Origin of the sequence: Bacillus sp. XT-2 (genome assembly GCF_025696525.1) — a bacterium.
Classification (GTDB): Bacteria; Bacillota; Bacilli; order Bacillales; family Bacillaceae; genus Bacillus; species Bacillus halotolerans.
The window spans coordinates 73,506-93,650 of sequence record NZ_JAHVOC010000006.1 but is presented as its reverse complement, the minus strand read 5'-3'; the positions used below and the strand labels follow the sequence as shown (position 1 = coordinate 93,650).

Sequence of the window (20,145 nt, the reverse complement as noted above, 5' to 3'; positions counted from 1 at the left end):
GAAGCCCATTCGGCATCAGGGGAGGATCGGTTCACACCTGCCACCGACTCTCTGAACCCCGCTCACTGATGCTTACTTGCTCTTCCTCACAATTGTTAATCCGTTCTTTCGTTTGTAAAATTTATAATACTCCGTCAATTTACAGAAGTCAATTCTTAATCCAATTTAGATTCGCCAAGTGCTTCCAGAGCCATATTTACGTGCTCCTCCTGCTGTGTCTGAAGAGCGAACTTGGCAATTTCCAGCGGATACGCCGCCTTCATCTCTGAGATGTGATCCTGCATTTTTGACCATACACGGCCGCCTGCTTGATCATAGTATTCAAGCAAATGGGCTGTTTCTTTTTCTCCGAAAATCATGTGGTAAAAGACAAAATCCTTGGCTGGATCGGCGACTTTCGCTTCTGTCCAATCCAGAAGGCCTGTGACGTGTTCATTTTGATCAATAAGGATATGCGGCGGATGGAGATCGCCGTGTATCAGCGCGGAGAAACCGGGCCAGTATGCATCATCATTGATCCACGTTTGCCATCTTTCCCAAAGCTGCTTAGATACGCCAAACTTATTCTTCACATCAGCCATAGATTCAGCTGTCATTTTCCTGAAATCTTCTGGCATCACCACTTCTATTCCGGATTGGCCGGCAGATGTTTGATTCATGCCATGCAATTCTGCCAGTATTTCGGCAAGTGTATGAACAAAATCGTCTGACGGCGGCTGATGATTCATATTCCATACATATTGTTTCTGTTCCAAATCAATTCCAGCAGCAGGCGTTCCGCTAAGCTTCGGGTAAGCGATCAATTCCGGCGTATGAATTTTCCAATCCGGCACATCAGCTGTGAGATTCGCGCGGAGAAAGGCAAGCGTTCTGCCTTCTGAAGCTGCTCTTTCAACAACATCGCTTCGCCGCGGTTTTCGCAGTACCCATGGCATACCTGTATCATCCTCGGCAAATACAACTTGAAAATCCATTCCCGTTTCATTCAATTGAGCGTTATCAGAGTGAACCGTCAAACCTTGATTGCGTGCAAGCGCGACAATCTCAGTGATTAGCTGCCTTTCGTTCGGGTTTGTCATCTCTTTTCCCCTTTCTCATATTCCGCCTGTCGTTAGAGAGAAGGGATGTTTTTAAGGAAAAAAAAAGAGGGCAGCATCGCCACCCTCTTTTCATTACAATATAAGGGTACATACATAGGCAGATTCATCCCGATTCCCCGCATCCAGGCGAGTGTCGTTCACTATTGAATTCGTGTTAATCGGAATCTATTGAATGCCATGTCGGAACCCCTCCGTTCATTGTAGTTGATCTCCATTTTACATCATATTCCAGTTTTGATCTACTATAAAAATGAATCAAGTCACAGGCGCGGGGTTAAACAAACACAAATCATTATGAAGGCCCCAATGGTCCGCCCATGTTTGTTTCCTGCCGCTCGCTACATCTAAGACCATCCGAAAAATCTCCCAGCCGACTTCTTCGATACTGGCCTCTCCGGTAGCAATTCGCCCGGCATTGATATCGATTAAATCCGCCCAATGCTCTGTTAATGAATGGCGTGTAGATACTTTCAGCACCGGCGCAGCAGCCAATCCATACGGTGTTCCTCTGCCTGTCGTAAAGACCTGCAGATTCATGCCTGCCGCCAGCTGAAGGGTTCCGCACACAAAGTCGCTTGCCGGCGTCGCTGCAAACAGCAAACCCTTTTTCTCCGCCTTCTCCCCAGGCCCGAGCACACCAGAAATGGGGCTTGTGCCTGACTTTGCTACCGATCCTAACGCTTTTTCCACCACATTGGATAAACCGCCTTTTTTATTGCCAGGTGACGGATTGGCGCTTCTGTCTGCTTCCCCCCGCCTCAGATAGCTGTCATACCACTTCATCTCATCGATCAGCGAACGTCCGACCTCTTCGCTGACAGCTCGCGGCGTTAATAAGTGAATCGCATCCCGCACCTCAGTCACTTCAGAAAACAAGACCGTTGCGCCTGCCCGAACCAATAAATCAGCCGCATATCCCACTGCCGGATTCGCCGTCACGCCGGAAAAGGCATCACTGCCGCCGCATTGCAAGCCAATTACCAGGTCAGAAACAGGGCAGGTTACACGGACTCTGCTATTGAGTCTGATTAACCGCTCCTCCGCCATTTCCATCATCGATTGAATCATATTCGCAAAGCCTTGATGATCTTGAAGTGAAATGATGTGATCTTTTTTCTCAGGTGCAATCCGTGCCGGGAGGAGCTTTTCACATCCTAATCCGACCACCATCACTTCCCCGCCGAAGTTCGGATGCTTTGCCAGATTTTGAATCGTGCGGATGGGAATCACGGCGTCTGGGGCATTGATGGCCACGCCGCATCCATATTGATGATGAAGCGGCACGACATCATCGACATTTGGATATTTCGGAAGAAGCTCTTCTTTTATCCGTTTTACCGCATAATCCAGCACGCCGACGACACATTGAACACTTGTGGTAATACCGAGAATATTTTTTGTTCCTGCACTGCCGTCAGCATTTCGATATCCTTCAAACGTATAGCCTTCAAGAGGCGGCAGCGGTTCAGGCACTTTGTTTGCGATAGGAAGGTCATGGAGTTCCGGAGGGGCGGGCATTCTCACCAAAGCTTCCCGCACCCAGCTTCCGCGTTTGATCGGCTGATCTGCAAATCCGATCACTTCTCCATAACGCACGATGGCATCTCCCTGATTCAAATCGGTTAGGGCCACTTTATGGCCTTGAGGAACATCTTCTTCAAGCATCAGCCCGCATGGAAAAACAGTGCCCTTTTTCAGTCCGCCGTCATTTACAATAATCGCCGTGTTATCTTTTACATTCACTTTAATGTAAAGAGGCGCTTGATTCTGTCTGAGGTTCATCACCATAGGAATATCACTCCTCAACATTGTAAACGCTTTCCGATTTTGATTTAAAAAAAGCCGCAAATCCCAATTTCAAACTGCGGCTGTCATAACAATTATGTTTCGTCTATCCCATTCAAAATTTTGTCACGGACAAATTTCAAATGCTCATACATGTGGTAATGAGCCTGGTAAGGATCTCTTTTGGCAAGGGCGTCGTAGATTTTTTTGTGGTATTCAACCGTAACATCCCTTTCCCTGTACGGAATCTGGCTGTCGATTTTCGCATGTGTGATCAGCAAAGATTGAATCATTCCTTCAACAACGGGATTATTAGCGCTTAATGCAATAATTCGGTGAAATTCTTTATCTGCTTCTCCATAATTGTTGTCAGTGCTGCTGGCGATGTCGTCGATTGTTTTTTGTAAACGCTCAAGCTCTTCTTCATTTATCTTTTCCGCGGCAATCGTCACCAGCCCGAGTTCTAACGCCATCCGCGCTTCAATAATGGCCGGAAGATTATCAGTCGCCAAAGCAAGCATGACGGAAAAAGGCTGCATCCCGATTTTGTCGTTGAAATACGTGCCGCCGCGGGTTTTTCTCGTGATAACGCCCAGCGTCTCTAGTGAGCTAAGCGCTTCGCGAAGCACCGGTCTGCTGACATGTAAGATATCCATTAGCTCCATTTCCGTCGGTAATTTGTCTCCGGCCTTTAATTGTCCGCTTGACAGTAAATGGACAATCCGTTCAATGACCTGCTTGGCTAATGTTTTCCGATTGACTGTATCCACCTTCAGATCTTCTAAACCTTCGTACACGAACAACTCTCCCTTCAGTTGTTCAATTGTAAGACAAAATATTCGTTATGACAATATTTAGAATAAAACTTATCGCACCAGACACGGGCGCTTGCGGTCAAACTCCCAATTACTGATCAGAAACTGCATAGGGATTGCATCGTTCCGTGCGCCTAAATTCATTTTTCGATAGAGATCATGCGCTTTTTCCACTTGTTCCATATCAATTTCGATGCCAAGCCCAGGCTTATCAGGCACCTTCACACAGCCATCAGCAATTTCTAAAGGCTGTTTGGTTAAACGCTGTCCGTCCTGCCAGATCCAATGGGTATCAATCGCCGTGATGCGTCCCGGAGCTGCGGCCGCGACATGGGTAAACATGGCAAGGGAGATGTCAAAATGATTATTGGAGTGCGAGCCCCACGTCAGCCCCCAATCATGGCACATCTGTGCAACCCGCACCGAACCCTGCATCGTCCAGAAATGGGGATCAGCCAGCGGAATATCGACCGCGTGCAGCTGAATCGCGTGCCCCATTTCCCGCCAGTCAGTCGCAATCATATTTGTCGCGGTCGGCAGGCCTGTCGCGCGGCGGAACTCAGCCATCACTTCACGTGCGGAATAACCGTTTTCCGCCCCGCACGGATCTTCGGCATAAGCAAGTACATCATGCTTTCCTCTGCATAATGTAACAGCTTCTTCTAGCGGCCAAGCCCCGTTCGGATCAAGGGTAATTCTCGCCTCAGGAAAACGTTTTGATAACGCGGTGACGGCTTCCATTTCTTCCTCGCCCCGCAATACGCCGCCTTTCAGCTTGAAATCTTGGAAGCCGTAGCGCTCTTGTGCCGCTTCTGCAAGACGTACAACTGCCTCAGGAGTCAGCGCTTCCTCATGGCGGAGGCGGAACCACTCGCAATCTGACTGCTGATTGCTTTGATACGGCAATGTCGTCCGCTTTCGGTCACCAATGTAAAATAGATAACCGAGCATCTTGACCTCATCCCGCTGCTGTCCTTCTCCAAGCAAAGCCGCAACTGGTTCATTGAGAAATTTACCGAGCACATCCAACAAAGCGGCTTCCAAGGCTGTGACCACATGCACCGCAGTGCGCAAATCAAATGTCTGGATACCGCGGCCTCCCCTGTCCTGGTCCCCAAACTGCTTTCTGACTGTTTGCAAAATCGACTGGTACGCGCCGATCGATTTTCCCACAACAAGCGGCTCTGCAAGCTCCAGTGTGCGGCGGATCGCTTCCCCGCCCGGCACCTCGCCGACACCCTGATTCCCGCTGCTGTCCGTTAAGACGACAAGATTTCGGGTAAAAAACGGGCTGTGGGCGCCGCTTAAATTCAGCAGCATACTGTCATGCCCCGCGACTGGAATGACTCTCATCTCAATAATTGATGGAATATTCGATCTTTTTTCTTTTTGAACCTGTTCCTGTATTGGTGAACTCATCTGTCATCCTCCTTTGATAAAGCGCTTTCATAAGTATTAGACAGGCAGTGATTGATCGGGGTCTTGCTCTTGTTTCTTTAATACGACCCGTTTGATCGGCCCGACCAGCAGCAAATAGCTGAGGACTGCTGCAATCGCATTAGCGCCGACAAAAACGAGCGCGCCATTAAAAGATCCTGTGGCATTCACGATGTAGCCGATAATAATCGGAGTCGTAATCGAGGCGATGTTTCCGAATGTGTTGAACAAACCGCCGCTTAATCCCGCACACTCTTTTGGCGACGTGTCCGACACGACAGCCCAGCCCAAGGCGCCAAAGCCTTTTCCGAAGAACGCGAGTGACATGATTACAACGACGAGCCACGCTGAATCTGTATAGTTGCAGATAATCATGCTGCAAGACAGCAGCATGCCGACAATGATCGGTCCTTTTCTCGCAAAGGTGAGAGAACGGCCTTTTTTCAGTAAAAAATCAGATACGATGCCTCCAAGCACGCCGCCTGCAAATCCGCACAGCGCCGGGAGGGAAGCCACAAATCCCGCTTCAAGAATGGACATTCCGCGGGCCTGAACCAAATATACCGGAAACCATGTGAGAAAGAAATAGGTGAGAGTCGTAATGCAATATTGCGCGATGTACACGCCAATCAGCATGCGGTTGGTTAATAACTGTTTGATATACGGCCATTTTGATTCTTTTTCCTGCTTGCTTTGACTGTCATCCATTGAAATCAGCCCGCCGCCTTCTTCAATGTACGCAAGCTCGGCTTTGTTGACCTTCGGATGTTTTTTCGGTTCATATACCGTTTTTAACCAGATAAAAGCCAGTAGGATTCCCGCGGCCCCCATCACTACGAAGACGGAATGCCAGCCAAAAGAGTGGGTGAGCCAGCCCATTAAAGGAGAAAAAATGACGATTGCGAAGTATTGAGCTGAGTTAAAAAAGGCTGAAGCTGTACCGCGTTCGGAGCTCGGGAACCAGGAAGCAACCACTCTGCCGTTTCCGGGAAATGAAGGCGCCTCAGAAAGCCCGACTAAAAAGCGCAGCGCAAACAGCAGGATAATCGCTGTGCCAGCGGTAAAAAATCCAATCGCCCCTTGCAGCAGCGTAAAAAATGACCAGAAAAAGATGCTTAACGCAATAACCGTTTTTGATCCAAATCGATCCAGCAGCCAGCCTCCGGGAAGCTGTCCGATGACATAGGCCCAGCCGAATGCAGAAAAAACATACCCCATGGCAACCGAATCCAGTCCAAGGTCATGCTGGACGGAATCACCCGTAATCGAAAGCGTCGCACGATCTGCGTAGTTAATAGACGTCACAAGAAACAGCATAAATACGATGAACCAGCGTACAGAGGTTTTTTTGTCCGCCGGCGAAACATTCGCATGGTCTTTTTTCATAATATCTTCTCCTTTATCAAAGTAGAGAATCATATGCTGGCGGTGATAAGGCTTGGAAAGAGACAAGCGCCTCTTTCCAGCACCTTTACTGCTTCACAAATACGGTTTTGATCGCCGTGAAGAAGTCCTTCGCGGCCTCACCCTGTTCGCGGGAGTGGGAGCTTGATTGCTTCATGCCGCCAAATGGCGCCTGAAGCTCAACTCCTGCGCTTTCCGCGTTGACCCTGACAAGCCCGGCTTCAATCTCATCAACAAATGAAAGCATACGGCCGATGTTTTGCGTAAAAATAGATGCACTTAATCCGAACTTCACATCATTGGCGATGTCTAAAGCCTCCCTCATCGTGTCCACCTTTAACAGAGCGATGACCGGTCCGAAAATTTCCTCCTGGGCAATCGTCATGTCAGATGTCACGTTGTCAAAAATGGCAGGCTGCACATAATATCCGTTTTGATACTTTCCATCCTCCAGCTTTTCTCCTCCGATCAAAAGAGAAGCGCCTTCCTGCTTGCCTTTTTCAATATACGATAGACAGTTATCAAGCTGATTTTTGCTTGCGATCGGTCCCATCCAAACGTTTTCTTTCAAGCTGTCTCCGATCGTGATCTCCTTTGTGCGCTGCAGCAGTTTTTCTTTAAAGCGGTCGTAAATTCCGCTTTGGACAATGACACGGCTCGTTGCGGTGCACTTCTGGCCCGTTGAACGGAAAGCGCCTGTCACCACGGCTTCCGCTGCCGCTTCAAGATCAGCATCGTCCGCTACGATCACCGGGTTTTTCCCGCCCATTTCAAGCTGATATTTGGCGCCTCTCGCTAAAGCGGCTTGCCCGATGATTTTCCCAACCTGATTCGAACCCGTGAACGTAATGGCATTAACCCCGTCATGTTCGGCAATACCTTGGCCGACAACTGACCCTTGGCCAGTCACCAAATTGATGACTCCCGCCGGAAATCCCGCTTCTTCAAAACAAGCGATGATCTTCGCACATGTAACGGCAGTTTCTGATGCGGGTTTGATGACAACAGTATTGCCGTACACCAGTGCCGGCGCCATTTTCCAAATCGGGATCGCTACCGGGAAGTTCCACGGCGAAATCACGCCGACGACACCAAGCGGGACACGGGTTGTAAACATCAGTGCGTCTTTGTCAGTAGACGGAATAACATCGCCTGTTTTGCGCATGCCCTCGCCGGCGTAATAGCGAAGAATCGCAATGCCGCGAGCGGTTTCTCCTTTTGCTTCCGGCAGGGTTTTTCCCATTTCACGCGTCGCACATGCGGCGATGTCCTCTAAGCGCTGCTCCATGATATCAGCGGTTTTATACAGCAGTTGGCCCCGTTCTGCACCCGTCAGCTTTCTCCATCCCGTTTTTGCCTCATTAGCGGCGGCGACGGCCCGGTCCACATCATCAGCCGTTGATCTCTGCACATAGCCGACGATGTCGTTCACATCGGCAGGATTTTCCGATTTGATCATATCGCCTGATTGAGCTTTGACCCACTCTCCATTAATAAAATTGAGATATGTGTTTTTTTCCGTGATTACAGACATGCCCATTGCCCCTTTCATGCTTTTTATGTTTGTCAAACCGTCGCGGCCTTCTTCGGGAAACGATCCGCCGCTTGCTTCAAAATGGCTTCTAATTCCTGATAGTGTTCTTTTTCAACCGGCCCGACAGGCGGTCTGGCTGTATTTCTCACATTCATCCCCATAATCTCCATTCCGGCTTTGATCAAGGACACCGCGTACCCTTTCCGTTGCTTCCGGATGTCGTTGATCGGCAGAATGACATGCTGATAGAGCTCCTTCACTGCATCGTTGTTTCCGTTTTTCAAAGCTTCATAAAACATCCGGGAAATATGCGGAATATAATTCGAAATGGCTGAAGAATAAGAGTGGAAACCGATTGGCAGGTAGGACGGCATCGTCACTTCAGCCATCGGCATTCCGTTAAGCCATCCCAAGCGGTCACCGATTGTATAGGCGAGGTTGATATTCAAATCCATGTTCCCCACCCCGTCTTTCACACCAACAAGCTGTTCAAGCTCCGTCAGCCGTTTGATCTGTTCAAGAGAAAATACGGCATTGTCGCGCTGATACAGAATGGCATTCAAGTCCGTGCTTTCAATAATCGTTTTGGCGTACTGATACAGCCCCTCCTGTTCGCCATGCACCAAATACGGAGGAAGGATCAAATAGCCGTCAGCGCCTTTTTTCTCTGATATACGCGCCCAATCAAGCGCGGTGCTGAGATTGCCGCCCACTCCCGTATAGACCGGGACCTTTCCTCCCGCAGCCGAAACCGCGACTTCGACCATGTTTTCGTATTCTTTCTGGCTAAGGGACTGGAATTCCCCTGACCCGCAGGCGATAAAAATCGCTTCCAAGCCTTCTTCGAGCAAAAACTCGATATTTTGAAACAGAGCTTCTTCCTCCAGCTTTCCTTGTGTATTAAAAGGCGCAACCGGAAAACCTAAAATCCCTTCAGGTGCTTTTCTTATACGGCTCATGTACAAAACCTCCTGTCATTTGTGTAAACAGCTCATTTGAAAGCGCTTTAAAATCATGCGGCTGTATATCCTCTCCTTCCCGTATATCCTTTTGTTTTATTGTAAGACAAATAAACAATAAGTCAATAATTTTATTTTCTGACTTTTCGTAAAATATCAGAAAGCCTCCGTTTTCCGCATAAAAAAACAGCCGCTGCTAGCCGGCTGTTTTTTCACATACTTCTTCCTTTCATCGTTTCGTTCAAAAGCTTCGCTTCCAAAAAAAATACGTGGATAAATTTTTTCATATTCACTCTGGCAGGTGCGAGGGGTTTTGCCTCCTTGGATTGAATTTCTTTCATTTTTTGGCTGACGACCGGAAAATCAAAGAATTTTGATGCGTAGGTTTCGAATTTAGGATTCGAAAAATCAGTTGTGCCCAATGAGGCAAAATGGTCCAGCGAATGAATAATGGCTCTGCGGATTCGCTGTTCCGAGGCTTTCATTTCGCGGTTGATTTCCGTTTGTGATGCCGCAGCTCCAAGCTTTCGTTCCGCTACTTGTGTGAAGATTTGTTTTAAAGAAGGGATATTTTTTTCGTAAGGCTCAGATTGTTCATGCTCAGTTAAATACTGAAGGACCGCCATCATATCATGAGCGCCGCCTTCTCCCATCATGCCGAGCTCGGATAGCAAAAATGTTCCCGCTTCTTTTAAGCTGTTGTCATTTTTATACTGAGACCGTGCTTTCCGTTCGGTTCGGTTGACCAGCCGGCTTAAAGAGTTTTGGATATCTCCGATCGAGTTTTCAAGCTCGATTCGTTCCTTCACCTTTTGCAGAACAGTTACAATTTCAATACGGTTAATCGGTTTATGAATAAAATATTCAATGCCGAGAGAATACGCTTCTCCGACCATTTCTTTAGCTTCCACTTGTGAGATCATTACGATTTTCCCGGAATAAGAGTCCTTGATCCGGCGTATGGTCTCAATTCCGTCCCGCCCGGGCATTAATAAATCGATTAACAAAATATCAATCTGCTTAAATTGCAATATATGCCCTTCCACTTGGCTTCCGTCTTCCGCTTCACCCGCAGCCTCTCCAAGGTCCTCATCCTCTATGATCTGCCTTAAAATCGACCGCACCGCGCGGTCATCATCAGCGATAAAAAAACGCATATTATCCGTTCATCCTTTCTGAATCAAATGTCTGGCAGGCAGCCTGATGGTAAAGACCACTCCTTGCTGCTGGTTGTGAAACTTGATGTCTCCCTCAAGCTCTGTCACGATTTCCTTGACGTAGGAAAGCCCAATTCCGGTTGAGGGCGTGCCAAACTTGTCATACGTTGAGGTAAAGCCCGGATCAAACACAATATCTCCTATTTTCTCCGAAATGCCGGGACCATTGTCTTCCACCTGAAATTCTATCATACTCTCATCTGGCTTACGGAGCCTTAGGCTGACCGTTCCCTCATCCCCCATCGCCTCCACCGCGTTTGCCGTCAAATTATTAATGATAGAAAGAACAATAAATACATGATAATCGTCATGCTCACCCTCTATTGAACAATGAAAATTGATCTGTTTGCCCAATGATTCAGCGTACTTTTCATTCATTCGAATGACAAGCCGGAAAAGGTCCGAGGCATTCATATAATCTTTAAAACTTTCATTGGAAATCAGTTTCGAAAGCCCGGCATATATCCTCTGGTTGTCCTTTTTCACTTCATGAATCTCCCCTGCCAGCCTTAGAATCCTGCCGCCGAGCTGATCGTCCTTGCCCTTCACTTCCCGGTAAAGCTGATAGGATTCGTTTGTCACGTGCTCTGTCGTTTTCAGCGTCTTTTTTAAATGCACTGTTTCTTCATATAAATTCGACACAATCATCAGCATGTGCTCATTTTGCCGCCTTGTCTGCTTTTCTCTGGACTGCGTTTCATACAGCTTCAGCACGTTAAAAAAGCTGATGACAATAAATGTATGAGAAATCGCAACAACCGCGATATCCGTTATTTTCTCAGGCGTCACCACCGTATGAAAAATAAGAAACTGAACGGCCAGCTCGACGCTATCGGAAGCAATTTCAATCATAAATCCATAAAAACCGAGCATTACCGGCCGATCACGATAGCGGTTCGCCCGCAACACATAAAACAGACATGCAAACGTCATGTAAAAGAAAAAGCCGGACGCTTGATCATACAGGATTGGAATCAGCCCTGCGTGTCTTCCGTCCCATAATTCCAATAAAACACGAAATACGAAAACCGATGTTCCAGTCAAAAATCCCGGCAATACAGCGGACACATGCCGCAGCAGCACTAAGAAAAAGAAAAAAGCCGGCGCGCCGAAGCTGATTCGGAACTCTTCATTGAGGGGATAAAATTTCAGTTCGCCTGCAAGCGGCACAGTAACGAGCATAAGCGCCATTATATATGCGTCTTTCTCAAAAAAACGTTCCAGTTTGATTATGATCACATCCTCATTTTTTATTTTGAGGAAAGGACAAAAAACCTGCAAATTTCTTTCGACCCAGTATGTAAGCTTTTTATAAAACCAACGGCTTATTTTCAAAAAATTTTTGTCGTATTTTGTATGATTCTGTAGTCTCCATTATACAGTTATGATACCTTTCCGCATTCATGAAAGCGTTTAACGCCTCGCCTGTCTTCGATTTTACTCCGCCTCAGTCCCCAATAGCAAAAACAGATAGGAGGAATTTGATGAAAGAACTGATAAAAGAACGCCCGGAAGAAAAGAATCTGGCGTCACAGCTGTATGAATGGGTAGAACATTACCGCCCCTTTGCCGCCAATGGACAAAGCGCAAATTATATCCCCGCGTTAGGAAAAGTTAATGACTCACAGCTCGGCATTTGTATATTGGAGCCTAATGGAGCAATGATACATGCCGGCGATTGGAACGTCCCTTTTACCCTGCAAAGCATTTCAAAAGTCATCAGCTTTATCGCTGCGTGCATGAGCCGCGGCATTCCCTATGTGCTTGACCGCGTCGATGTCGAGCCGACAGGTGACGCCTTTAATTCAATTATCCGTCTTGAAATGCACAAGCCCGGAAAACCGTTTAACCCTATGATTAACGCTGGCGCCATTACAATCGCCTCGCTTCTTCCGGGAGAGACAGCCCGCGATAGGCTGGAGTATCTGTACTCTGTCATTGAAACATTAATAGGGAAACGGCCCAGAATACATGAGGAAGTTTTCCGGTCTGAATGGGAAACCGCCCACCGTAACAGAGCACTGGCTTACTACTTAAAAGAGACAAACTTTTTAGAAGCCGATGTGGAAGAAACGCTGGAGGTTTACCTGAAGCAATGCGCTATGGAAGGTACGACAGAAGACATTGCATTGATCGGCCTGATCCTTGCTCATGACGGTTATCACCCGATTCACCGCCAGCAGGTGATTCCAAAGGATGTGGCAAAGCTCGCCAAGGCTTTAATGCTGACATGCGGCATGTATAACGCCTCCGGAAAATATGCGGCGTTTGTCGGGGTACCGGCCAAAAGCGGTGTCTCCGGCGGCATCATGGCGCTGGTTCCTCCAAGCGCCAGAAGAGAGCAGCCTTTCCAAAACGGATGCGGCATCGGCATTTACGGGCCTGCCATTGATGAATACGGCAACAGCCTGACTGGCGGCATGCTGCTGAAGCACATCGCGCAGGAGTGGGAACTCAGCATTTTTTAAAATAAAAAACGAGGTGATTGTATGCAGCAATTCCTGGAACATATCGTCGGTTTCGCTAATGATTTTTTGTGGTCAAAGCTATTAATTGTATTGCTTCTTTCTTTGGGAATCTATTTTACGTTCAGGCTCAAATTTTTGCAGGTTCGCATGCTGAAGGAAATGGTCAGGGTATTAAAGGAAGGCGCTGCATCCCGGTCGAAAAACAGCATCTCTCCGTTTCAAGCATTTTGTATCAGCATGGCAGCCCGTGTCGGCACCGGAAACATTACGGGTATTGCCATTGCGATTGCGCTGGGCGGGCCCGGTGCGATTTTCTGGATGTGGATTATTGCCATTATCGGGTCAGCGTCAAGCTTTGTCGAAAGTACACTGGCTCAAATTTATAAGGTGAAAGATGCAAACGGCTTCCGCGGCGGTCCTGCTTATTATATGGAAAAAGGACTGAACAAAAGATGGATGGGCGCCTTGTTCGCCGTTTTAATCACGCTGTCGTTCGGTATCGTCTTTAACTCGGTTCAATCAAATACGGTCAGTCTCGCGTTTGAAAACGCGTTCGGCACAAACCGCCTGACACTTGGACTCATTTTAATTGCTGTGTTTGGAACGATTATCTTTGGCGGAGTCAAACGCATCGCAAAACTGGCTGAATATATTGTTGTTGTTTTGGCTGTCCTGTATATCGGAGTCGCTTTTTTCGTGATTCTCACAAACATCACCCAGCTGCCTGCCGTTTTTGCGCTTATTGTCAAAAACGCGTTTGGATTTGACCAGGCGGCCGGCGGCGCTTTGGGAGCGGCTTTAATGCAAGGTGTCAGACGGGGGATTTTTTCAAACGAAGCGGGAATGGGAAGCGCACCGAATGCCGCTGCCACCGCGACGACAAGCCATCCTGTAAAACAAGGGCTGATCCAGGCATTTGGTGTGCTTACTGATACGCTGGTCATTTGTACAAGCACGGCCTTTATCATCCTGTTTTCAGACGCCTATCATACACCGGGACTGAGCGGAATCGCATTAACTCAAGCCTCTCTCAGCTCCCATATCGGACCATGGGCGTCAGGCTTTCTCGCCATCCTGATCCTCTTATTTGGATTCTGTGCCTTGATCGGCAACTATTATTATGGCGAAACCAATATCGGCTTTTTGAACAAAAGCAAAAAACTGATCTTCGTTTACCGCATCGGCGTGCTTGCAATGATCGTGTTTGGCTGTGTAGCCAAGGTGCAACTTGTATGGGATTTGGCCGATTTGTTTATGGGCTTGATGGTCGTCGTCAACTTAATCGCCATTTTCTTATTGTCGAAGGTGGTTTTTGCGGCTCTCAAGGACTACACCCGGCAGAAAAAAGCGGGCAAAGATCCCGTTTTTTATAAAAATGTCATAAAAGATCATGAGCGGATTGAATGCTGGGAGCTTTCAGAAACATCTGCTGATCCTCATAACAAACAAATATCATAACGCAGAAGGTGTTCAGATCAATGGAATCTGAACACCTTTTATCTTTCGGTTGATTGACAAACATCAAGACGTCCTTTACCATTTTCATATCTTTTCAAAAAATCAGAAAGAAGGAACGGAACAGCCTATGAATCCAATTCAGCATCTATTAGATACATACCCGCTTATCGTGTTAGACGGCGCGATGGCAACCGAGCTTGAACGCAAAGGCTGCGACTTGAATGACAGTCTCTGGTCGGCAAAAATTCTGATGGAGCAGCCAGACCTGATTAAACAAGTTCATACTGATTATTTTGCGGCAGGCGCCGACTGTGCGATCACCGCCAGCTATCAGTCTACGTTTGAAGGCTTTGCCGCACGCGGGCTCAGCGAAGCGGAAGCCCGCCGGCTTATCCAGATGTCCGTCAGCATCGCGGCCGAAGCCCGTGATGAATTTTGGGCACAGAAAGAAAACCGTTTGAATCGGCCAAAACCGATCGTTGCGGCCTCTGTCGGCCCGTATGGCGCCTATCTTGCGGATGGCTCTGAGTATCGCGGAAACTACGGAATCTCTGAGGATGAGCTGGCTGAATTTCACCGCCCCCGTATGAAAGCCCTGATTGACGCCGGTGCGGATGTTTTGGCATGTGAAACGATTCCATGTCTTACTGAGGCAAAAGCAATTGTCCGTCTGCTGAAGGAATTTCCTGAAACATATGCATGGTTCAGCTTCAGCGCGAAAGACGGTCTGCATATCAGTGACGGAACCCCTGCCGCTGAATGCGCGTCATGGCTTGATCAGCACAGCCAAGCGGCGGCGGTCGGGATCAACTGCACTCCGCTTCAGCATATCCCTTCATTGATTGCTGAGCTAAAGAAGAACACTTCTAAACCGATTATCGTCTATCCGAATTCAGGCGAACAGTATGATCCGGACACCAAAACGTGGAACGGCGCAGCATGCGGCGAGCCTTACGGACAAAGCGCCCGCATCTGGTATGAAAACGGAGCAAAGCTGATTGGCGGCTGCTGCCGGACAAAACCGGAGGATATTAAAGAAATCGCCGGCTGGGCCCGGACTTTAAAAACCACTTGACTTATCGGAATAGTTTGTATATTCTAACCTAAAAGCCGGCTTGCCGGAATCTCGTGTCACCCGCTGACATGAGATTTTTTATTAGGAAGCCATCAAATCGCCGTATAGAAAGTTGGAAAAAGATGAAATCCGCTCACAACAAGAATGAGACAAACTTTCAGAGAAGTATGAAAAGCAGACACCTCTTTATGCTTTCATTAGGAGGCGTCATCGGAACCGGTCTGTTCTTAAGTTCAGGCTATACCATACAGCAAGCAGGCCCTGCCGGAACCATCCTTGCGTACTTAGTCGGCGCGGGAATTGTCTATTTGGTCATGCTGTGCCTTGGCGAATTGTCTGTAGCCATGCCAGTGACAGGCGCGTTTCATACCTATGCAGCAACATACATAGGGCCGGGCACAGGTTTTACGGTCGCCTGGCTGTACTGGCTCACATGGGCCGTTGCATTGGGATCTGAGTTCACAGCGGCAGGCCTGCTAATGCAGCGCTGGTTCCCCGATACGTCTGTTTGGATGTGGAGCGCCGTTTTTGCTTTGTTGATTTTCTTGCTCAACGCGTTTTCAGTCAAGTTTTTCGCTGAATCAGAGTTTTGGTTTTCCAGCATTAAAGTATTAGCCATTGTATTATTTATTCTTTTAGGCGGCGCCGCTATGTTCGGCATCATCCCGATCAAAGACGGGGGCGCTGCTCCGATGCTGTCCAACTTCACAGCGGAAGGCGGGCTCTTTCCGAATGGATTTGTCCCCATTTTCATGACCATGCTGTCTGTCAACTTTGCCTTCTCAGGAACTGAGCTGATCGGAATTGCCGCGGGAGAAAGCGTCGATCCCGACAAGACCATACCAAAAGCGATTAAAACAACGGTCTGGCGTCTCTCACTCTTCTTTATCGGAACCATTTTTGTACTCTCAGGGCTGATTCCGATTCAAGAAGCGGGCGTTATCAAAAGCCCATTCGTTGCAGTCTTTGACAGAGTCGGTGTACCGTACGCAGCTGACATCATGAACTTTGTCATTCTGACAGCCATCCTGTCAGCCGCTAATTCCGGACTTTACGCTTCGTCCCGTATGCTTTGGTCACTGTCAAAAGAACAGACGCTTCACCCAACATTTGCAAAGCTGACATCAAAGGGAATCCCGCTAAACGCGCTGGTGTTCAGCATGATTGGCGGCATCCTGTCATTACTGTCCAGCATATTTGCGCCAGACACGGTGTACGTTATACTCGTGTCGATTTCCGGCTTTGCCGTCGTTGTCGTTTGGATGGGCATCGCCGCTTCTCAATTCATGTTCAGAAAACGTTATCTGGAAGCGGGAAACAAGGTCACAGATTTGAAATACCGAACGCCTTGGTACCCATTTGTGCCGATTGCCGCATTTCTTTTATGTCTGGCATCCGTGATTGGCATTGCCTTTGATCCGAATCAAAGAATCGCGTTATATTGCGGTGTGCCGTTTATGGCCATCTGCTATGCGGTGTATTACGCGAAAAACCGCAAAAGCCGTCCGGCCGCTGATATGACCCATTCAAAATAAAAGAACCTGCCCCAAGGCAGGTTCTTTTTCTATCCTCATACTTCCACTGTCCAATGAAACGGGTCTTTCACTTTTCCAAGCTGAATGTCAGTTATCGTTTGATACAGCTTTTTTGAGATTTCTCCTATTTGCCTGTCGTTCACAATCACCGTTCTTCCATGAATATTGAGTTCGCCGACAGGCGTAACAACCGCAGCCGTACCTGTGCCGAATACCTCTGTCAATTCCCCTCGTGCGGAGGCTGCATAAATATCATCGATCGATATCTTTTCTTCCCGGACCGGGATGCCCCAGCTTCTGATCAGCTCAATAGCAGAAGCTCGTGTAATCCCGCTCAAAATGCTTCCGCTTAATGCAGGAGTCACAACTTCTCCATTTATGACGAAAAAGATATTCATGCTCCCTACTTCTTCCGCGTATTTCTTTTCAATGGCATCCAGCCATAGCACCTGATCATAGCCTAATTCATTCGCCTTCTGCTGCGCCTGAAGACTCGCCGCGTAATTTCCTGACGTCTTGGCATTTCCGACTCCGCCATTAACTGCCCGCACAAACTCATCTTCCACATAGATGTTAATCGGCTGCAGCTGATCGCCATAGTAAGAGCCGACAGGCGAAAGCACGATCATAAATGTATAGTTTTTTGACGCCTTTACACCGAGACTCGGTTCAGTGGCAATAACAAACGGACGAATATACAGCGACGTTCCCTTTTCCCTCGGAACCCACTCTTTTTCCAGCTCGACCAATTGCGTCAGTGCCTCCAGCACCAGCTCTTCGTCTAAAGGAGGCATACTCATTCGCTGACATGATCTGTTCAGCCTTTTAATATTTTGCTCCGGCCTGAACAGCAGCACCCTGCCATCTTCAGTTCTGTATGCTTTCAAACCTTCAAAAACAGCCTGGCCGTAATGGAAAACAGAAGAGGACGGATCGAGCATAATCGGTGCATAAGGAGTAAGTCTTGGACGATGCCAGCCCTTTTCCTCCTCATAATCCATCACAAACATATAATCTGTAAAGTATTTGCCGAACCCTAAGGATGAAGGGTCTGGTTTTTCCTTCTTTGATGTGATTTTCTCTCGTTCAATAAGCTTGTTCACTGATAAGCACACCTTTCTAGATGAATTTGTTTAAATTTTCTGTCAATTATGAGCTGCAAATCGGTAATGCCTTTCTTTTTTACAGGCGGTTTTCCGTTCTCATTTGATATAAGAGGGCTCAAATATAAATGTCAGAATATTCTTTATCGTCTTCGGCTATTATACACTACATTTAGTGTAAGATGAAGGTGAAGTTAAAGAAAAAACAGCCAGAGATTTTTCCGGCTGTTTTCGTTAAACTGCTAAAAACAAAATGACGGCATGACCAATCAGCAGAATATAAACCGCGATCCCTAACTGCCAGTTGACCTTCCGCGCCAATGCAAAAACAATCATCAAGGCCGGCAAAATAGCTGTTCCAGCCAGCTTATTGACCGTCAAATCCGGGCTGTTCGTTACATCATAATGAATCGGCATATCTGCCGGAAGAAAAGGATAAAACACCATAGAGAGTATGACAGCCGCAATGACAGACCCCCACACCACTTTCTCATTCATCAATAGAAACATAGAACCAGTCCTCCTCATTACATCCTAAAACAATAAAGCGTTTTCTTTATCTTCAATTGCTTTACGATTGATATGACTGTTCTACGGTGAATTTCGTTCGGTCTCCTCGTGTAATAATTTGTGCATATTCTACTACTTCTTCATTTTTGTCATAGGTGAGGGATTCCGATAAAAATGCAGGCGCTCCAACATTGGTTAACAGGTGCCCGCTGATCGTTTCATCCGTTAAAATCGGTTCGATCGATTCCGTCCCCCTGCTGATTTCGATATTGTATTTTGTTCTTAATAATTCAAACAGAGATCCGGTGCACTCTTCCTGCGCTAATCCCGGTGCCGCTTTCCAAGGTATATATGAGGTATGGTATTGCAAAGGTTCACCCTCGGCGTATCTGACTCTGACAAGCTTGTTAACAGGCTCATTCTCTTTCATTTTCAGCAGCTCGGCTATGGAATGATCGGCAGGGATCACCACAAGTTCAAGCACTTTTGACTCAGAACGCAGCCCCCTCATTTGTTCTGCAAAACTCGTAATCTTATGCGGAATCGGCGTTTGGATTTTAGCTGCCGATACAAATGTTCCTTTTCCTTGGATTCTCTGAATATATCCTTCAAGCTCAAGCTGCTGCAAAGCCAGCCTTACAGTTGTTCTGCTGACATCATATTGCTCGCAAAACTCGCTCTCTGTCGGCAGCTGATCATTCGCCTGATATTTGCCCGACTTGATTAATTCAATGATTTTAAATTTGATAACAGAATATAAAGCTGCCATTTCATCCTCCCCATTCTGTATGTAAACCGATCTTTTTGAATGAAACCATAATACCATCTGCATTCCTATTTTGAAAGATTTGTACTTTCTTTTGTAACAAATTTTCAGAAAATAACGTTGACAATTTTATGGCGATGGTGCTAAATTCGTAATGACAAATATCATAAATTGATCATAACAAATATGATGCTTGTCTATTTCATTGAGGGGGTGTCAGATGAAGATCATCGTTGCTGATCATTATGAAGATCTCTGTAAGTTAAGCGCTAACATGATTAAGGAATATGTACAGGCAAAGAAAGATGCCGTTCTTGGTCTGGCTACCGGCAGCACGCCGATCGGCTTGTACAAACAGCTCATTTCAGACTATCAGGCAGGCGAAATTGATTTTTCAAAGGTTATAACATTTAATTTGGATGAATACGCAGGCCTCTCTCCATCTCATCCACAAAGTTATAATAAATTTATGCACGAGCATCTTTTTCAGCATATCAATGTTCAGCCTGACCATATTCATATCCCGCAAGGAGACAATCCCCAGCTTGAGGCTGAGTGCAAAGTGTATGAGGAACTTATCCGCCAGGCGGGAGGCATTGATGTGCAAATCCTTGGCATCGGCTCGAATGGCCATATTGGCTTTAATGAACCCGGCTCTGATTTTGAGGACCGGACACGAATCGTCAGGCTGTCTGAAAGCACGATACAGGCAAATGCCAGATTTTTCGGCGGCGATCCTGTACTTGTGCCGAGGCTTGCTGTTTCAATGGGCATAAAAACGATCATGGAATTCAGCAAACACATTGTGTTATTAGCAAATGGCGAGGAAAAAGCGGACGCGATCCGAAAAATGGCTGAAGGCCCTGTGACGCCGGACGTACCGGCCTCGATTCTTCAAAAACACAATCATGTAACCGTTATCGCCGATCAAAAAGCAGCTCAAAAACTGAAGAACTTATAAAACAAATAGAAGGAGACT

At 47.2% G+C, this 20,145-nt stretch carries 17 protein-coding genes and 1 other annotated feature (1 of these 18 cut by a window edge); of the genes, 5 read left to right on the top strand and 12 right to left on the bottom strand.

The annotated features are described in order from the left end of the window. Positions 1 to 99: a binding site (T-box leader), on the bottom strand; it reaches 151 nt to the left of the window's first position. Between the two features lie 56 nt (positions 100 to 155). The 9 genes from mphK to KXD37_RS15985 all read right to left on the bottom strand — a co-directional run bounded on the left by mphK (position 156) and on the right by KXD37_RS15985 (position 11,433). Continuing rightward, positions 156 to 1,079: a macrolide 2'-phosphotransferase MphK gene (mphK, locus tag KXD37_RS16025; RefSeq protein ID WP_263463653.1), complete on the bottom strand. Its 924-nt coding sequence runs from the start codon at positions 1,077 to 1,079 to the stop codon at positions 156 to 158. 276 nt (positions 1,080 to 1,355) lie between these two features. Beyond that, positions 1,356 to 2,888, bottom strand: coding sequence for a galactarate dehydratase (gene garD / locus KXD37_RS16020; protein WP_101865298.1), 1,533 nt, complete (start codon positions 2,886 to 2,888; stop codon positions 1,356 to 1,358). A gap of 92 nt (positions 2,889 to 2,980) precedes the next feature. Then, a complete protein-coding gene (locus KXD37_RS16015) occupies positions 2,981 to 3,682 on the bottom strand; it encodes a FadR/GntR family transcriptional regulator (RefSeq protein WP_044162091.1) in 702 nt (233 codons plus the stop codon). A gap of 69 nt (positions 3,683 to 3,751) precedes the next feature. Then, complete coding sequence (gudD, locus tag KXD37_RS16010; RefSeq protein WP_106021191.1) at positions 3,752 to 5,119, bottom strand: glucarate dehydratase; 1,368 nt, start codon at positions 5,117 to 5,119, stop codon at positions 3,752 to 3,754. 36 nt (positions 5,120 to 5,155) lie between these two features. Further along, positions 5,156 to 6,523: a glucarate transporter GudP gene (gene gudP, locus KXD37_RS16005; RefSeq protein WP_263463652.1), complete on the bottom strand. Its 1,368-nt coding sequence runs from the start codon at positions 6,521 to 6,523 to the stop codon at positions 5,156 to 5,158. 85 nt (positions 6,524 to 6,608) lie between these two features. Further along, positions 6,609 to 8,075 (bottom strand): alpha-ketoglutaric semialdehyde dehydrogenase GucD, encoded by a 1,467-nt coding sequence (gene gucD, locus KXD37_RS16000; protein ID WP_106021246.1) that lies wholly within the window; start codon positions 8,073 to 8,075, stop codon positions 6,609 to 6,611. Between the two features lie 32 nt (positions 8,076 to 8,107). After that, positions 8,108 to 9,034, bottom strand: a complete 927-nt coding sequence (gene kdgD, locus KXD37_RS15995) for a 5-dehydro-4-deoxyglucarate dehydratase (RefSeq protein WP_095714492.1) — start codon at positions 9,032 to 9,034, stop codon at positions 8,108 to 8,110. A 212-nt stretch (positions 9,035 to 9,246) separates the two neighbouring features. Continuing rightward, complete coding sequence (locus KXD37_RS15990) at positions 9,247 to 10,191, bottom strand: DNA-binding domain-containing protein (RefSeq protein WP_188323496.1); 945 nt, start codon at positions 10,189 to 10,191, stop codon at positions 9,247 to 9,249. 9 nt (positions 10,192 to 10,200) lie between these two features. Continuing rightward, positions 10,201 to 11,433 carry an ATP-binding protein gene (locus KXD37_RS15985; RefSeq protein WP_081638223.1) on the bottom strand — a complete coding sequence of 411 codons (1,233 nt, stop codon included), beginning with the start codon at positions 11,431 to 11,433 and terminating at the stop codon, positions 10,201 to 10,203. A 302-nt stretch (positions 11,434 to 11,735) separates the two neighbouring features. Between KXD37_RS15985 and KXD37_RS15980 the strand changes: the two genes are divergently transcribed. From KXD37_RS15980 to mmuP, 4 genes are all read left to right on the top strand, one after another. After that, a complete protein-coding gene (locus KXD37_RS15980; RefSeq protein ID WP_024120081.1) occupies positions 11,736 to 12,719 on the top strand; it encodes a glutaminase in 984 nt (327 codons plus the stop codon). A gap of 21 nt (positions 12,720 to 12,740) precedes the next feature. Continuing rightward, positions 12,741 to 14,177 (top strand): alanine/glycine:cation symporter family protein, encoded by a 1,437-nt coding sequence (locus KXD37_RS15975; protein ID WP_106021190.1) that lies wholly within the window; start codon positions 12,741 to 12,743, stop codon positions 14,175 to 14,177. A 127-nt stretch (positions 14,178 to 14,304) separates the two neighbouring features. Further along, positions 14,305 to 15,252, top strand: a complete 948-nt coding sequence (mmuM, locus tag KXD37_RS15970; protein WP_127696087.1) for a homocysteine S-methyltransferase — start codon at positions 14,305 to 14,307, stop codon at positions 15,250 to 15,252. Positions 15,253 to 15,374: 122 nt separating this feature from the next. After that, positions 15,375 to 16,787, top strand: a complete 1,413-nt coding sequence (gene mmuP, locus KXD37_RS15965) for an S-methylmethionine permease (RefSeq protein ID WP_263463651.1) — start codon at positions 15,375 to 15,377, stop codon at positions 16,785 to 16,787. 35 nt (positions 16,788 to 16,822) lie between these two features. Here mmuP and KXD37_RS15960 read toward each other — a convergent pair whose 3' ends face one another. The 3 genes from KXD37_RS15960 to gamR form a co-directional block, all read right to left on the bottom strand. Next, complete coding sequence (locus KXD37_RS15960; RefSeq protein ID WP_151174722.1) at positions 16,823 to 17,890, bottom strand: branched-chain amino acid aminotransferase; 1,068 nt, start codon at positions 17,888 to 17,890, stop codon at positions 16,823 to 16,825. 234 nt (positions 17,891 to 18,124) lie between these two features. Beyond that, positions 18,125 to 18,400, bottom strand: a complete 276-nt coding sequence (locus KXD37_RS15955) for a DUF1648 domain-containing protein (RefSeq protein WP_024120076.1) — start codon at positions 18,398 to 18,400, stop codon at positions 18,125 to 18,127. Positions 18,401 to 18,461: 61 nt separating this feature from the next. Next, complete coding sequence (gene gamR, locus KXD37_RS15950; protein WP_044162108.1) at positions 18,462 to 19,169, bottom strand: transcriptional regulator GamR; 708 nt, start codon at positions 19,167 to 19,169, stop codon at positions 18,462 to 18,464. Between the two features lie 217 nt (positions 19,170 to 19,386). On the opposite strand from gamR, the gene nagB reads away from it, so the two are divergent. Then, on the top strand, positions 19,387 to 20,127 hold the full coding sequence (gene nagB, locus KXD37_RS15945) for a glucosamine-6-phosphate deaminase (RefSeq protein ID WP_095714494.1): 741 nt from the start codon (positions 19,387 to 19,389) through the stop codon (positions 20,125 to 20,127). The last annotated feature ends 18 nt before the right edge of the window (positions 20,128 to 20,145 follow it).

Bases quoted from the DNA above. Each gene is read 5' to 3' on its own strand.
- mphK (WP_263463653.1), bottom strand. From the start codon at position 1,079: ATGACAAACCCGAACGAAAGGCAGCTAATCACTGAGATTGTCGCGCTT.
- garD (WP_101865298.1), bottom strand. From the start codon at position 2,888: ATGGTGATGAACCTCAGACAGAATCAAGCGCCTCTTTACATTAAAGTG.
- gudD (WP_106021191.1), bottom strand. From the start codon at position 5,119: ATGAGTTCACCAATACAGGAACAGGTTCAAAAAGAAAAAAGATCGAAT.
- gudP (WP_263463652.1), bottom strand. From the start codon at position 6,523: ATGAAAAAAGACCATGCGAATGTTTCGCCGGCGGACAAAAAAACCTCT.
- gucD (WP_106021246.1), bottom strand. From the start codon at position 8,075: ATGTCTGTAATCACGGAAAAAAACACATATCTCAATTTTATTAATGGA.
- kdgD (WP_095714492.1), bottom strand. From the start codon at position 9,034: ATGAGCCGTATAAGAAAAGCACCTGAAGGGATTTTAGGTTTTCCGGTT.
- KXD37_RS15990 (WP_188323496.1), bottom strand. From the start codon at position 10,191: ATGCGTTTTTTTATCGCTGATGATGACCGCGCGGTGCGGTCGATTTTA.
- KXD37_RS15985 (WP_081638223.1), bottom strand. From the start codon at position 11,433: ATGCTCGTTACTGTGCCGCTTGCAGGCGAACTGAAATTTTATCCCCTC.
- KXD37_RS15980 (WP_024120081.1), top strand. From the start codon at position 11,736: ATGAAAGAACTGATAAAAGAACGCCCGGAAGAAAAGAATCTGGCGTCA.
- KXD37_RS15975 (WP_106021190.1), top strand. From the start codon at position 12,741: ATGCAGCAATTCCTGGAACATATCGTCGGTTTCGCTAATGATTTTTTG.
- mmuM (WP_127696087.1), top strand. From the start codon at position 14,305: ATGAATCCAATTCAGCATCTATTAGATACATACCCGCTTATCGTGTTA.
- mmuP (WP_263463651.1), top strand. From the start codon at position 15,375: ATGAAATCCGCTCACAACAAGAATGAGACAAACTTTCAGAGAAGTATG.
- KXD37_RS15955 (WP_024120076.1), bottom strand. From the start codon at position 18,400: ATGTTTCTATTGATGAATGAGAAAGTGGTGTGGGGGTCTGTCATTGCG.
- gamR (WP_044162108.1), bottom strand. From the start codon at position 19,169: ATGGCAGCTTTATATTCTGTTATCAAATTTAAAATCATTGAATTAATC.
- nagB (WP_095714494.1), top strand. From the start codon at position 19,387: ATGAAGATCATCGTTGCTGATCATTATGAAGATCTCTGTAAGTTAAGC.